We start from the raw sequence: 14,215 nt of genomic DNA, 5'->3' as shown, positions 1-14,215 counted from the left end.
ATACAGGCCTAAATTAAGTCCTTCAGGTGTTTGTAGTTAGCTTTAACGGTATCCAGCACCTCGTCCATACGGCCGTTAAGGATAAGCTTGGTCATGGATAGTGCCATGCCCTTTACCTGTTCAAATTCTACTTTTGGCGGCATTGCCAGGGCATTGGGGTCGGTCATGATGTTTACCAGTGCCGGGCCTTTGTACATAAAGGCTTCCTTTAAAGCCTGTTCAACACCATCAGGATCGTTAACGGTAAAGCCTTTTATGCCCATTGCCTGGGCCACCATTGCAAAATCGGGGTTGTACATATCAGTTTGCCAGTCGGGCAGGCCGGCAACTTCCATTTCCAGCTTCACCATACCCAGCGAACGATTGTTAAATACAATAATTTTTATTGGTAATTTATATTGGGTAATGGTGGCCAAATCGCCAAGCAGCATGGACAGGCCACCATCGCCGCAAAGGGCAATAACCTGTCTGCCGGGGCAAGCCAGTGCAGCGCCTATAGCCTGCGGCATTGCATTAGCCATTGAGCCGTGATTGAACGAGCCCAGCATTTTTCGCTGCCCGGTGGCCTCTATATACCGCGAACCCCATACGCACGACATGCCGGTATCCACGGTAAAAATGGCATCGTTTTTGGCTAGCTTATTTACCAGGCTCGCCACAAATTCGGGATGTATCAAATCTTTTTTGCCGGCATCGTCAACATAAGTCTGCATCTTTTGCTTTACTTCGCTGTATAATTTCCGCTGAGCATCTAAAAAACTGTCGTCCTTTTTTTGTTTTATTAAAGGGAGTAAAGCTGTTAATGTGTCTTTAACCGATCCATGCAAACCCACGTCAACCATTGCCCGGCGGCCAATGCGTTCGGGCTTAATATCTAGCTGCACAATCTTACATTTGGTCGGCATAAACATGGTGTAAGGAAAATCGGTACCCAGCAAAATAAGCAGGTCGCTCTCGTGCATGCTGTGAAATGCCGCGGGTAAACCGAGTAAGCCGGTCATCCCAATTTCGTTCGGGTTATCGTACTGAATATCCATTTTAGCCCTGAACGAATAGGCTACGGTGGCATTTATTTTTTTAGCCAACTCCACAACTTCATCGTGTGCATCGGCGGCCCCTATCCCGCAAAAAATGGTGATTTTGTTGTATTTGGCAATAATCCCGGCCAGTTGGTGCAGATCATCTGCTGATGGGACGACTACTGCACTTGAGGTAAAAACCTGTGTGGCAGTGGCAATTTCTTCGGCATCCTGCATGGCTAAATCGCCGGGTAAGCCCAGCACTGCAACACCTTTTTGGTGGATGGCCGCCTGCATAGCCGCCTGCAGCATGCGCGGGAATTGTTTGGATGTGGTGGCAACCTGGTTATACTTACTGCAATCGTCAAAAAGTTTAATAGTGTTTGTTTCCTGGAAAGCTTCGGTGCCAAACTCAAAACTGGCCAGGGTTGAGGCTATGGCAATAACAGGAGCACCAGAGCGGTTAGCATCATATAATCCGTTTATTAAATGTACATGGCCGGGCCCGCTACTCCCTGCACAACAGGCAAGGCCGTTTAATTGAGCTTCGGCGCCGGCGGCATACGCTCCGGCTTCCTCGTGGCGTACATGTATCCACTCAATACTCCCTTCGCGCCTTACGGCATCGTTCACATGGTTCAGGCTATCGCCGGTAACGGCATAAATTCGCTTTATCCCTGCATTTGCCAGCATTTCCACCAGCTGGTCTGCCACACTCTTTGCCATAATCTTCAATAATCTATAAATCACTAACCAAATAAGCCGGGCCGGGTTTTAAAAATCGTAAATTGCTATCAAAATTTACTTATGGGAAGAATAGTTATAGTAGCCTACAAGCCCAAAGCGGGCAAGGCGGAGGCTTTAAAGGAGCTGACCAAAACGCATGTTTCGCGTTTACTGAAAGAAGGCCTGGTGACCACCCGGGAACCTGTAGTAATGGAGGCAGCAGATGGCACCATTGTAGAAGTTTTTGAATGGCTGAGCGACGAGGCCATTGCCAATGCGCACCAAAACCCCGAAGTACTGAAAATGTGGAAGGAGTATTTTGAGGTATGCGACATTGTACAGCTAAACTCGTTGACTGAAACGGGAGATATGTTTGCAACTTTTACCCCGGTGGATTAATTTGTGAATGCAGATGTACGAATGGTGCGTTCAAAGGAATGACAGCAAATCAAAATGCCTACCTTCGCCCGATAATGGCATTGCTCGATATTTTATACCAGGATGATGATTTAGTGGCTATCAATAAACCGCATGGACTGTTGGTGCATCGCTCGTCAATTGCTAATGATGCCACCGAATTTGCCCTGCAAATATTGCGCGACCAGCTAAACCAAAAAGTATTCCCGGCCCACCGGCTCGACCGCAAAACAGGCGGAGTATTGCTATTTGCGCTAAATAAGGAGGCCGAGGTGATGATGCAGCAGCAATTCCAGGGGAACCTGGTCGACAAAAAATACCTGGCTTTTGTACGCGGCTATACCCCGGATGAAGAAGAAATTGATTACCCGCTGCGCAAAGAAAACGGCACCCTGCAGGAAGCGTTTACCAAATACAAGACCCTGGCCCGCGCCGAGCTTGACATCCCGCTGGGCAATCACCCTACATCCCGTTACTCGCTGGTTGAGGCTCATCCGAAAACAGGCAGGATGCACCAGTTACGCAAGCATTTCGCCCATGTGTTTCACCCAATAATTGGCGACCGCACACACGGCTGCAACAAACAAAACAAATTATTTAAGGAGCAATGGGAACTGGATACCATGCTGTTGCATGCATCTGAATTGACGTTTACACACCCGCTTACCAAAATGGAGGTACATATTAAAGCACCCCTGCACAACGAGTTTTTAAGAGTGATGGAAATTATGGGCTGGAGTAGATGACGATGGCCCCTGTAAAAAAATCAAATACAGTATTTTACCGCAAGCCCTAAGGTAATTTTTAACAATTTTTAACCAAATGCGGCTAAACAGTTTGATACATTATGGGCATATTCGCACAATTATAATTAGTTTGCTGGTATTGCGTTAATTATAAAGTTCAAAATTCATAAATTTTACCGAAATTCGAAGGTTTTTAGTCCGCCTTTGGCGCGACGGTTTTTTTACTAGCATAAGGTACATGAGAAAGTTTGGGATAGCCCTTTTAAGTTTTATTTTATTAATATCGGCCGTTAAGGCCCAACCAAAGCATACGCTTGATAAAATTGCAGCCGTTGTAGGCAGTGGTATTATTCTTCAGTCTGACATTGAACTAAAATATGCCACTTATGTTGCGCAGGGTATGCCACCTAACGCAAGTTTTAAATGTAATATATTGCAGCAATTGGTTTCACAAAAATTACTCGCCCAACAGGCAATCATCGACAGCGTTGACGTTAAAGAAGACGAAGTTGATAATAGTGTTGATCGCCGCATGCGCGAAATGATACAGCGTGCCGGTGGACAGGACAGGCTGGAGCAGTTTTTGGGCCGGTCGGTTATCCAATATAAGGACGAGATTCGCCCGGATATTAAAGAGGGCCTTATCGCCCAAAGAATGCAGCAAAAAATAACTGCCAACGTAAATACCACCCCCCAGGACGTTAAAAAGTTTTTTGACGGCATCCCAAAGGATAGCTTACCTACCTTTAACAAAGAGGTGGAAGTTGGCCAGATAGTATTTCAGCCTAAGCTTAACGCTGCAGAAAAGGAAGCGTACAAAAACAAAGCTGAAGAGTTGCGCAAAAGAGTTTTAGCAGGGGAAGATTTTGGAAAGCTGGCCCGCCTCTATTCGCAGGACGGGGCGGCAGCAGCAGGTGGCGACCTGGGTTTTAACGACCGTACCGGGTATGTTAAAGAATTTACTGCAATGGCATTTAAATTGAAAGCGGGAGAGATTTCACCGGTATTTGAAACCGACTTTGGTTTTCACTTTTTACAGGTGATTGAACGGCGGGGTGAACAGGTGCACGTGCGGCACATCATCATACAACCAGTGATAACACAGGAAAGCTTAGACCGCTCAAAAGCCAGGGCCGACAGTATTTACGCCCTGATGATGAAGAGCCAAAAAAACCTGGATTATTTTTCATACGCGGCTGCGGCCTATTCTGATGATAAAGAAACTAAGTTTAATGGCGGGATGTTGTTGAATGCTGAAAATGTTGAAGCCCGTTCAACCTATATTCCAACCGATAAACTCGACCCCCAGGTTGCGCTTATTACGGATACAATGAAGGTTGGAAGTATATCAAAACCATTTTTATATACAGGTGCCGATGGTAAAAAAGGCTATAAGATTTTGTACCTTAAATCAACCACTAATGCGCACAAGGCTAACCTTACACAGGATTACCCGAAACTGAAGGAATATGCCAGCAATAATAAGGTAAATGTTACCGTAAGCCAATGGTTCGAAAAACGGCGTAAAGAAACATTTATGCGTATTGACCCGGAGTACCAGGGATGCCCGACAATGAATGGCTGGAGTACACCTGCAACTACGATATCAGAAGCTAAAACCGAAGAGCCTAAACCTGCCGATACAAAACCGGCCGAAGTAAAACAATAAGTTAAATATGCAACACCGCTCGGAAGTGGAAGCCGCTGACGCTTTAAAGCAGGCTTACCAGCAAATAACCGCCGAAATTGGCAAGGTAATAATAGGCCAGGAAGAAGTGCTTAAATTTGTGCTGATTTCGATTTTTAGCAATGGCCACTGCCTCCTTGTTGGCGTACCCGGGCTTGCAAAAACTTTGCTGGTACAAACCGTATCGCAGGTGTTGGACCTTGATTTTAAACGCATACAGTTTACGCCCGACCTGATGCCTTCGGACATTATTGGTTCTGAAATATTGGGCGAGGATAGGAATTTTAAATTTATACCGGGCCCGGTTTTTGCAAATATTATCCTGGCCGACGAGATTAACCGTACCCCGCCAAAAACCCAGGCCGCTCTTTTAGAGGCCATGCAGGAAAAGGCGGTCACTGCTGCGGGCATCACACACAAATTGTCGCAGCCGTTTTTCGTTTTAGCCACGCAAAACCCTATTGAGCAGGAAGGCACCTACCCATTGCCCGAAGCACAGCTGGACCGGTTTATGTTTAACGTCGCACTCGACTATCCAACATTTAAAGAGGAGTTGCAGGTAGTTAAAAACACCACCAGCACCAATACAAATAAAGTTAACAAGCTGCTTAATGCCGAGCAGATCATATATTTCCAGCAATTGGTGCGCAACATACCTGTTGCCGATAACGTGCTTGAATATGCCGTAAGGCTTGTTGCTAAAACCCGCCCCAACGGCGAATTGGCCGCGCCCCAGGTAAAACGCCTGTTAAACTGGGGCGCCGGACCCCGGGCATCGCAGTTTCTAATTCTGGGGGCTAAATGCCATGCCGTCATCAATGGTAAATACTCGCCGGATATTGAAGATGTGCAGGCAATTGCAAAACCCATACTGCGCCACCGCATTGTACGCAGTTACCATGCAGAAGCTGAAGGCTTATCGGCAGATGATATTATTCAACAGTTGTTTTAGGGGATAGCCGATTTTCAAACCGATTATAGACAGGACTGGCCTCACCACGCGTCATTGCGAGGAACGAAGCAACCTCTACGCGTGCCAATCAACGAAGCAAAAGCGCTGTGGCAATCTATTGGCCGCATTTAGTTCTACACAAACATAACGTACCTTGAATGTCCTTAGCAGAGGTTGCTTCGTTCCTCGCAATTGACGAAAAGAAAGCTGTTACTACGAACCCCAGCCTACTTCTTCCCCCGCACCATTTCCTCCAGCGCGTCAATCCAGGTTGGCGAATCGTTCAAACTTTCCACCAATTGTACGTGTTCGCCGCCAAGGGCCTTAAATTCGGCACCGTATTCTTCGGTTACTTCGTAAACAGTCTCCAAACAATCGGCAACAAAAGCGGGGCAAAATACCAGCAGGCGCTTTTTACCTTCTTTGGCCAATTGAGCCACTACCTGGCTTGTGTATGGCTGTACCCATGGATCGCTGCCCAGGCGTGATTGAAAGCAAACGGTATATTTTTCTTTCGGAAGATTTAATTTTTCGGCAATTAAACGGGCGGTATCGTATGATTGCGCCGAATAGCAGTACTTATTTACATTGCTAAGTGTTTGGCAGCAATCGGCAGATTTTAAGCAGTGATTACCCGTATGATCGCATTTTATCAATTGTCTTTGAGGCAGGCCGTGAAAGCTGAACAGGATATGGTCATAGGTTTCAGGCTTGTGCTTTTTACCGTTATTGGCAAAGGTTTCAATCATCAGCGGGTTATTATGAAACGAGTTGACGAATGAAATTGTAGGGATGGTTTGCCATTTGCGTACAATATCCATCACCTTATCGTAAACCGAACCGGTGCTTGCTGATGCATATTGCGGGAACAAGGCAATAACCTGTATACTTTCAACCAACGCCGTTTTTAGCCGGTTTAATGCCGATTCGATAGAAGGGGTTTGGTAGCGCATCGCCAGTTCAACCTGGTATTCGTCGCCCAAACGCTGCTGTAATGCTTGGTGCTGCAGTTTGCTGTAGTGCAACAGTGGAGAGCCTGTTTTATCGTCCCAGATATGTTTGTAAAGCTTTGCAGATTTTGGCGACCTGAACGGGGCAATTATTCCCTTCACCAGCAACGCCCTTGATATCGGGTTGATATCGATAACCCGCGGATCCATCAAAAACTCATTCAAATACTTGCGAACATCCTTTGTTTCAGGGCTATCAGGCGTACCCAAATTAACCAATAAAATTCCCTTTTTAATCATATTCTATTTTGCGTAGCGAATTTAGCGATTTTTTAGTCTGTAAGCGGACGCGTATTTAAGAAATGACGGGGTAATGAATTGTGGATTAACCTATAAGATTGATTTTTCGTCTTTCGGACTTACCCGACTTTTCTGGACTACGTTAAAACGCTTCGAGGGCTGCCTTTACATCCTGCATCAGCCACATGGGCGTTGAGGTGGCACCGGCAATACCAATAGTATCGCCCGGCGAAAACATGGTGCTTTGAAGTTCGCCCACCGACGAAACAAAATAAGTATCCGCATTATGCTTGCGGCAAACCTCGAACAAAACCTTACCATTCGACGATTTTTGACCCGATACAAATACAATCTTGTTGAATTTTGTGGCAAATTTTGGCAGGTCCTTATCACGGTTTGACACCTGGCGGCAAATGGTATCGTTGGCTTTAAGGTTATAGCCGCGTTGTAAAAGCTGGTCTTTAATGTTGTAAAACTTCTCCATGCTTTTGGTGGTCTGGCTATAAAGGGTGATATTTTCCGGCAGCTCCACATTGTCCAACTCGGCAATATCCTGGAAAACCAGCGCCTCGTTATTAGTTTGCCCTTGCAGGCCCACTACTTCAGCATGGCCGTGTTTACCAAAAATCAATATCTTCTCGTTTGCGTCGAACGAGGTTTTGATGCGGTTTTGCAGCTTTAACACTACCGGGCATGAAGCATCAATCAGCGTAATGTTATTCTCTAATGCTGTACGGTAGGTGTCGGGCGCTTCGCCATGGGCGCGTATCAGCACCTTTTCATTTTTCAGGTTAACCAGGTCGGCGTGCTCAATTATACGCAGGCCTTTGGCTTTCAGGCGTTCTACTTCTTCGTCATTATGCACAATATCGCCAAGGCAATATAAGTAACCATCTTCGGCAAGTATTTCTTCGGCCATATCAATGGCGTATACCACGCCAAAGCAAAAGCCCGAATCCTGGTCAATAGTAACTTGTAAGCGGTAATCTCCCATGCTGCTGCAAAATTAACGAAAAATGTTTGTTCGTGTATCATAACAATACCAGCGCGTAAAAATTTAACCACAGAGGTCACAGAGAAGGCACAGAGTACACAGAGAAGAAAAAAGCGATTAGCTGATCTGCGTTATTTAAATTAAAAGGCTTTGTGCTCTCTGTGGCTACTCAGTATCTCAGTGGTTAAAAACGAATGGGCACTAATCAAACACCTGCCTTATACACCACCAGCATATCAACCTTACGCTGCTGTTTTTCAAGGCTAAGCCCCATATCGGTTAATATTTGTGTAAGGCTTGCCGGGTTTTCTGGCTGAAAGGAAAATTTGATATCAAACTTGCCGGTGCTTTTAGTTTCATCAATAACAGGTATCAACTTCGCAATGCCATAGCTTTCCAGGTATTCGGCAAAATCGGCCATGGTCATGTCCTGCTGGTCAATTTCACCATGCCGGCTATAGTAAGTTCGGTTACCCGAGGTATTTAACGGGATACTTTTGAATTTCTCCGGGTCCTTTATTTTCAGCACGTACGCCTCTTTGTTTTGCTGTTCAACGCGCGCCTGCAAATCAAAGCGTTTGGCAAGTTCGTTTCTCAGCATTGGCAAAAGGTCGGCTTTGCTGGCTGCAATTATATCAAGGCAATATACCGGCTCATTTTTCACCTTTTCGGTTTTGTCTACCATTCTTGAAAATGGAAAATCGCCATTCGCCAGCCTGTAAAGGGTAGTTAATCCTAAATTTAAACAGGTAAGCCTGCGCCCCTTAAAAGTGCTATCCTGCATCCAGGTTGTGCTTAGTCCCGGCGCACCTTTTATTTCCGGCATCATGCTGAAACGGGTTTTTACAGTATCGGCGGCAAAAAAGTATTTCTTTATAATTTCCTCATAGTCCATCGTATTGTCTTCCTTTTCAGCGAGGTGTATCTCCTGGTTGTTCAGCAAGCTATCAATCACTTTGTCTGTTACTGATTCAGGACTGGTGTTGGCAATGAGCTTGCCATCTGCCGAAATGAGCACGTCGTGGGGAATTAACTGGTGCGGGAAGACTTGTGCTATTGCGCGGGCAGTATCCACAGCAAACCAAAGGTTTGATGGCCGGCTGGTTAAAAACTGCCCTGTACGCTTAACCGTTTCGTCGGTTACTGTAATGATTTGCAATTTGCCGGGATATTTTTTCTGTAATTGCTGCAAATGCGGCATTGCCACAATGCACGAGCCGCACCAGGTTGCCCAAAAATCAATTAAGACGATCTTTCCTTTAAGGTTACTTAAGTTAGCCGTTTTAACGGGCGCGTTTAAAATGGTTTTGAAATTAATATCGGGAACGGCTTCGCCATTTTTTACCTGGGCAAGGGCGAGGTTGGTTACTATGGTTAGCAGCAGGGTAAGCTTCTTCATGTTGTTTTTCTTTCAAAAAACGGTATAATAAGCTGGTAGAAAAGTTAACGCGAGTTAAGCACAGTTAATTAGTGTTAACGTTTTTGTTAATAAAACAAACAGGTGGTACTTTTATACCAGTGAAAAAGCGCATCAAGTTGATTTTGATACTGATGTCGGTATGTGTTACCGGCATTACCGGGTTGCAGCTGTACTGGAATTATCAGAACTATAACCGTACGGTTATAGCTTTTAAGCATGACATTAACGAGGCTTTGAATGTTGCTATTGACCGGGAAATGGATGCACGGGAGCAAAAGATAGTAACCCGATTTAAAGGTTGGCTGGCGGATACCGCATTCATTACCATTACCTGTAACGTTCAAAACAGGGACAGCGCAACTGTTTTTCGCATGAAGGACTCGCATCCATACCCCGGTGGAGATAAAGAAGTAAATTTTGGGATAACTGATTTTAAAGAGAAATTACACCAGATAACCCCGGAAGCAAAAACCCTGTTTATCAATCACATGGGCGATACTACGCTCCGTCATGATTTAAAAGATGGGGTAGTGTATTTTTACACGCAAAGGCTTGGCGATAGCCTTCAAAAAGTAGTTGATAAAAGCCGGCTCAATAGGGCCACGCTGGATAGATTTTATAAAGAAGAGCTTCTGTTAAGAGGGATTGATGCCCCTTTTGTTATCGCCCCTGTCAAATTAACTAACAAGAATTCATTTCTAACCCGTACAATAAATGCCGGGCTGCAAAGGCCTCATCAAAAAGATCCCGTTTTTGCCGGCTTTGAAAGCCCCGATTTGTTTTTTTTACGCCAGATGAAATGGCTGCTTGTTTCTTCTTTCCTGTTAATTGGCATCACCATTTTTTGCTATGCCTACACCGTTAAAACCCTGCTATCGCAGCAAAAACTGGCAGAGCTTAAAAACGATTTTGTAAACAACATGACGCATGAGCTTAAAACACCCATAGCCACTATTAATATAGCAGCCGAGGCGATACAGGGTTTTAATTTAAGCAAGGTTTCGACTGACGAGTACGTGGGCATTATACGCCAACAGGCAGGCAACTTGGCTAACCTTGTTGACCAGATTTTAAAGAATGTAATATCCGAACAGGAAAACGTCAGCCTTAATTTGGTTGCGGTAAACACCGGGCAATTAATAGGCAAGATAATAACCGATTATAAACCACAGTCAGACGCTGCCGGAGTCAGCATAAATTGTGAAATTTCGGATAAAGAGTTAACGACCATGGCGGATGAATCCCTGCTTAAAAATGCCATAGCCAACCTGATTGATAACGCCATAAAATACAGCGGGGCCGGGTCGGCAATCAATATCAATCAAACAGCGGAAAATGGCAATATCATTATTTCTGTCACGGATAATGGACCGGGCATCCCGCAGCAATACCAGGATAAAATATTCGACCGCTTTTTCCGCGTTCCCTCGGGCGACATACACAATGTTAAAAGTTATGGCCTGGGCCTAAGCTATGCCAAAAGCATTATTGATCGGCATAAGGGCACGCTTTCCTTAATTAGCAATGCCGGCATCGGAACGGAATTTATTATCAGCATACCATTAATTTATCATGAAGCAAGCGCGGGTACTGTTGTTGGAGGATGAATTGCAGCTTGCAAAAATTGTAAGCGAAACGCTGCGAACGCGTGGCTTTAATGTTACCCACCTGGCTAACGGCGTTTTGGGCATCGACGCCATCCGCAAAAACGATTACAACGTTTGCATAGTGGATGTGATGATGCCTTTTATGGATGGCTTTAGCTTTGTTGAACAGCTGCGTAAAACAGATAAGCAGACCCCCGTTTTGTTCTTAACAGCAAAATCACAAACAGACGATGTAATAAAAGGTTACCAAAGCGGCGGTAACGACTACCTTAAAAAGCCCTTTAGTTTAGAGGAGCTAATACTGCGTTTGAACGAGCTATTGCGCCGCTCAACATCAAGCCCGGCCCCGGCGACTTTAGCCATTGGGCAGTACACTTTTTACACTGCCAAACAGGAACTTTGGTTTAACGGACAATTATCCGCCAAATTATCCCACCGCGAAAACGAACTGTTGGCCCTGCTTATTCAACATAAAAACGAGGTGCTGGATCGTAAAGCTGTTTTGTTGAAGCTTTGGGGCGATGACAACTTTTTTAATACCCGCACCATGGATGTTTTTATAACCAAGCTACGCAAACACCTGCAACACGATCAGGCGGTTGAAATTATCAATATGCGGGGAGTGGGCTACAAGCTGATTTTTTGAATTATACTTTTCCAAAGGCGGAGCCTCACACAGCCCCTACGCCGGATGCTTCATTTTTTCTTGCTGAAAAATTACCCGGGATTTTTTTGACGCAATTAAAACTATTTGCTTTAATTGCAGTTTTAATGCATTAAATCACGATTTTTAATTTAAGCCGAAACGATTATAAATGAGCGGAATAATTAAGCTTACTGCAGAAGATTACCACTCCGTTTTTAATAAAAGTGAGACCACCAAGCTATTGCTCGCTGTCGACGCGCCATCATATACCATTCTCGATGTAAATTGCGCTTATCTTAATGCAACAAACTCAACCCGCGAAACGCTGGTAGGCAATTCGGTTTTTGGTGCGTTCCCGGCTAATCCTACCGACGAAGAATCGAAAAATATCGAGCGCACCATATATTCGTTTGAAGAAGCCATCCGCACAAAAAAGGCGCATACAATGTTTAATTACAGGTATGACATCCCTGTACGCGGAACAAGCGAATTTGAAGAACGTTATTGGACGACCACCAACACGCCTGTGCTCGACGAATCGGGCAATGTTAAGTTTTTAATCCACTCGCCAACCAATGTAACCGAAATTTTTAAACTTGCCGAACGCGAAAAACAGGCAATGGAAGCCTTAATTACACAACGTAAGCAATTGTATTCCATTTTTATGCAGGCGCCGGTTGGCATTGGCATTTTTTTAGGTGCAGATTATATTATCGACCTGGTTAACCCGCCGATGGAAAAAATTTACGGCTGCTTATTTACGGAGATCAAAGGTATGCCGGTGTTTGATGCATTGCCTTCGGTGCGCGGGCTTGGTTTTAAAGAACTGCTTGATAATGTGCGGCTAACCGGCAATCCGTATTACGGCAATTGCGTGTCTATTCCGTTTGTAAGAAATGGCATCTTGGAAAACGTATACGTCGATTTTGTTTACGAGCCTTTTAGAAATGATGACGGCTTTGTTGTTGGCGTAATTGCGGTAGCAACTGACATAACCGAGAAAATTGAAGGACAGCTAAAGCAGGAAGCAAGCGAAGCCCAGTTTAAGTTTATGGCCGAATCGATGCCGCAACAGGTTTGGACAGCGGATGCAAATGGCGGACTAGACTATGTTAACGAGCGCACGCAAAGCTACTTTGGCAAAAATGCCGCAGCTATTATTGGCGCCGGCTGGCAGGAGTTTATTCATCCCGACGATTTGCAGGGTTGTTTAAGCAAATGGGTTAAAGCGCTCGAAACAAAAGAACTTTACCAGGTTGAGTTTCGCCTGCGCCGGCACGATGGCCAATACCGCTGGTACCTGGCCCGGGCCTTACCATTTAAAATTGACGATACCGTTGTAAAATGGCTGGGAACCAATACCGACATAGAGGAACATAAAAAACTTGAACAGCAAAAAGACGAATTTATAAGTATAGCCAGCCACGAGTTAAAAACACCGCTTACCAGCTTAAAAGCGTACCTGCAGTTAATGGAAAGGGGCGTAAACAATACTGATTTTAATGGTAAATTTGTGTCAAACAGCCTGCAGCAGCTTAAACGCCTCGAAAAGTTGATTGCTGATTTGCTGGATGTATCAAAAATATCGGCCGGCAAAATGACATATAACATCGGCCGTTTTGATATGAAAGACCTTGTTGACGAGGTTACGCAAAGCGTGCAACTTTCAAACAATACCCATCAGCTTAAAATCAGAAGCAACCCAACGGCTGTGTTGGATGGCGACCGCTACCGGCTGGAGCAGGTGCTCACCAATTTTTTAAACAATGCAATAAAGTATTCCCCGGGTGCCCGTGAAGTGATTATCCATTCGGCTATACAAGATGATGACGTGGTAGTATCAGTACGGGATTTTGGTATCGGGATTGAAAAAGACAACCTGGCCAAATTATTTGAACGGTTTTACCGGGTTGATAATACTGCCATGAAATACGAGGGCCTTGGATTGGGCCTGTATGTATCCGCCGAAATATTAACCCGTCACAACGGAAGTTTCTGGATTGAAAGTGAATTGGGCAAAGGCTCTACTTTTTACTTCAAGCTACCGTTGAACGCGGGCATTATATAATAATATTTTCAATTCGCAAGCACAGCAAGCCCATCGGCAAATGGGACTGTGCGCTCGTCTACCCAGCTGCAAACACTTATTTAATCACCAGAAAAATTAAAAGCTTGATTGTGAGCGTGTTTCATAGCGTTCCGGGTGTTCCGCGTAGAAAAATGGAACGCTGTGCCGGCTTGTATGCAGAATGCCTTACCAGAAAGCCAGGCCTTAGAATTACGGATACCTTTGGTTATAACACCGACAGCACCAGGAAGGGCAACAATCGAAATAATATTAAATCCCGATATTTTTCAATTAATTTCGCAACGGAATTGAATTAGAAGTAGTCTTAATGAAAAAAGTTTATTTATACCTGCTTATTGGCATAGCTGCAATATTACTGATGACGGTGGTAGTGTTTAATTTCGACCCGAAAACCGAAACCTGGAGCAGCCTGCTGATCGGTGCCTTGTTTGGCTACGGCCTGTACAAGATGCCTACGATAATAAGACGGTTGAAACAAAAACCTTAACCAGGCTATACGCATGTTTTTTAATTTCAGGTACCCCATTATACTCTTTATCCTAAGTTTTGCCGGTATATTACTAGGCCTTGTGCTCAAAATACTCCACTGGCCCGGTGGGCAGCTGATTATCGGCAGTATGATAATGGTGCAGGCGTTTTCGATTATCTGGTTGATAGTTATT

12 protein-coding genes are annotated in these 14,215 nt (G+C 44.8%); 8 read left to right on the top strand and 4 right to left on the bottom strand.

Annotated elements, in window-relative coordinates; genetic code table 11:
- Window positions 1-8: 8 nt before the first annotated feature.
- Window positions 9-1,745, bottom strand: a complete 1,737-nt coding sequence (locus Q0R52_RS06165; protein ID WP_295793125.1) for a thiamine pyrophosphate-dependent enzyme — start codon at window positions 1,743-1,745, stop codon at window positions 9-11.
- Between the two features lie 81 nt (window positions 1,746-1,826).
- On the opposite strand from Q0R52_RS06165, the gene Q0R52_RS06160 reads away from it, so the two are divergent.
- From Q0R52_RS06160 to Q0R52_RS06145, 4 genes are all read left to right on the top strand, one after another.
- Window positions 1,827-2,144 (top strand): hypothetical protein, encoded by a 318-nt coding sequence (locus tag Q0R52_RS06160; protein ID WP_295793122.1) that lies wholly within the window; start codon window positions 1,827-1,829, stop codon window positions 2,142-2,144.
- An 80-nt stretch (window positions 2,145-2,224) separates the two neighbouring features.
- Window positions 2,225-2,908 carry a pseudouridine synthase gene (locus tag Q0R52_RS06155; protein ID WP_295793162.1) on the top strand — a complete coding sequence of 228 codons (684 nt, stop codon included), beginning with the start codon at window positions 2,225-2,227 and terminating at the stop codon, window positions 2,906-2,908.
- A gap of 238 nt (window positions 2,909-3,146) precedes the next feature.
- Complete coding sequence (locus tag Q0R52_RS06150) at window positions 3,147-4,577, top strand: peptidylprolyl isomerase (RefSeq protein ID WP_295793120.1); 1,431 nt, start codon at window positions 3,147-3,149, stop codon at window positions 4,575-4,577.
- 7 nt (window positions 4,578-4,584) lie between these two features.
- On the top strand, window positions 4,585-5,547 hold the full coding sequence (locus Q0R52_RS06145) for a MoxR family ATPase (RefSeq protein WP_295793118.1): 963 nt from the start codon (window positions 4,585-4,587) through the stop codon (window positions 5,545-5,547).
- Between the two features lie 227 nt (window positions 5,548-5,774).
- Here Q0R52_RS06145 and hemH read toward each other — a convergent pair whose 3' ends face one another.
- The 3 genes from hemH to Q0R52_RS06130 form a co-directional block, all read right to left on the bottom strand.
- Window positions 5,775-6,797, bottom strand: a complete 1,023-nt coding sequence (gene hemH / locus Q0R52_RS06140) for a ferrochelatase (protein WP_295793116.1) — start codon at window positions 6,795-6,797, stop codon at window positions 5,775-5,777.
- A gap of 142 nt (window positions 6,798-6,939) precedes the next feature.
- Window positions 6,940-7,791 carry a 4-hydroxy-3-methylbut-2-enyl diphosphate reductase gene (locus Q0R52_RS06135; RefSeq protein ID WP_295793115.1) on the bottom strand — a complete coding sequence of 284 codons (852 nt, stop codon included), beginning with the start codon at window positions 7,789-7,791 and terminating at the stop codon, window positions 6,940-6,942.
- A gap of 205 nt (window positions 7,792-7,996) precedes the next feature.
- Window positions 7,997-9,190: a TIGR03435 family protein gene (locus tag Q0R52_RS06130; RefSeq protein WP_295793113.1), complete on the bottom strand. Its 1,194-nt coding sequence runs from the start codon at window positions 9,188-9,190 to the stop codon at window positions 7,997-7,999.
- A gap of 119 nt (window positions 9,191-9,309) precedes the next feature.
- Between Q0R52_RS06130 and Q0R52_RS06125 the strand changes: the two genes are divergently transcribed.
- The 4 genes from Q0R52_RS06125 (at window position 9,310) to Q0R52_RS06110 (ending at window position 14,040) form a co-directional block, all read left to right on the top strand.
- Window positions 9,310-10,818 (top strand): HAMP domain-containing sensor histidine kinase, encoded by a 1,509-nt coding sequence (locus Q0R52_RS06125; RefSeq protein ID WP_295793111.1) that lies wholly within the window; start codon window positions 9,310-9,312, stop codon window positions 10,816-10,818.
- On the top strand, window positions 10,784-11,464 hold the full coding sequence (locus Q0R52_RS06120; protein ID WP_295793110.1) for a response regulator transcription factor: 681 nt from the start codon (window positions 10,784-10,786) through the stop codon (window positions 11,462-11,464). Before Q0R52_RS06125 ends, Q0R52_RS06120 begins: the two co-directional genes overlap by 35 nt.
- 169 nt (window positions 11,465-11,633) lie before the next feature.
- On the top strand, window positions 11,634-13,532 hold the full coding sequence (locus Q0R52_RS06115; protein WP_295793109.1) for a PAS domain-containing sensor histidine kinase: 1,899 nt from the start codon (window positions 11,634-11,636) through the stop codon (window positions 13,530-13,532).
- 328 nt (window positions 13,533-13,860) lie between these two features.
- Window positions 13,861-14,040 carry a hypothetical protein gene (locus Q0R52_RS06110; RefSeq protein ID WP_252791794.1) on the top strand — a complete coding sequence of 60 codons (180 nt, stop codon included), beginning with the start codon at window positions 13,861-13,863 and terminating at the stop codon, window positions 14,038-14,040.
- Window positions 14,041-14,215 lie beyond the last annotated feature (175 nt).

It is taken from the genome of Mucilaginibacter sp., assembly GCF_025359345.1.
Lineage (GTDB): Bacteria > Bacteroidota > Bacteroidia > Sphingobacteriales > Sphingobacteriaceae > Mucilaginibacter.
Note: the sequence above shows the minus strand (reverse complement) of the source record. Positions and strands in the feature narration are given on the sequence as shown.

Excerpts from the sequence above, each read along its gene's own strand:
- Q0R52_RS06160 (WP_295793122.1), top strand. The coding sequence starts at position 1,827 with ATGGGAAGAATAGTTATAGTAGCCTACAAGCCCAAAGCGGGCAAGGCG.
- Q0R52_RS06120 (WP_295793110.1), top strand. The coding sequence starts at position 10,784 with ATGAAGCAAGCGCGGGTACTGTTGTTGGAGGATGAATTGCAGCTTGCA.
- Q0R52_RS06145 (WP_295793118.1), top strand. The coding sequence starts at position 4,585 with ATGCAACACCGCTCGGAAGTGGAAGCCGCTGACGCTTTAAAGCAGGCT.
- Q0R52_RS06150 (WP_295793120.1), top strand. The coding sequence starts at position 3,147 with ATGAGAAAGTTTGGGATAGCCCTTTTAAGTTTTATTTTATTAATATCG.
- hemH (WP_295793116.1), bottom strand. The coding sequence starts at position 6,797 with ATGATTAAAAAGGGAATTTTATTGGTTAATTTGGGTACGCCTGATAGC.
- Q0R52_RS06115 (WP_295793109.1), top strand. The coding sequence starts at position 11,634 with ATGAGCGGAATAATTAAGCTTACTGCAGAAGATTACCACTCCGTTTTT.
- Q0R52_RS06135 (WP_295793115.1), bottom strand. The coding sequence starts at position 7,791 with ATGGGAGATTACCGCTTACAAGTTACTATTGACCAGGATTCGGGCTTT.
- Q0R52_RS06165 (WP_295793125.1), bottom strand. The coding sequence starts at position 1,745 with ATGGCAAAGAGTGTGGCAGACCAGCTGGTGGAAATGCTGGCAAATGCA.
- Q0R52_RS06130 (WP_295793113.1), bottom strand. The coding sequence starts at position 9,190 with ATGAAGAAGCTTACCCTGCTGCTAACCATAGTAACCAACCTCGCCCTT.
- Q0R52_RS06110 (WP_252791794.1), top strand. The coding sequence starts at position 13,861 with ATGAAAAAAGTTTATTTATACCTGCTTATTGGCATAGCTGCAATATTA.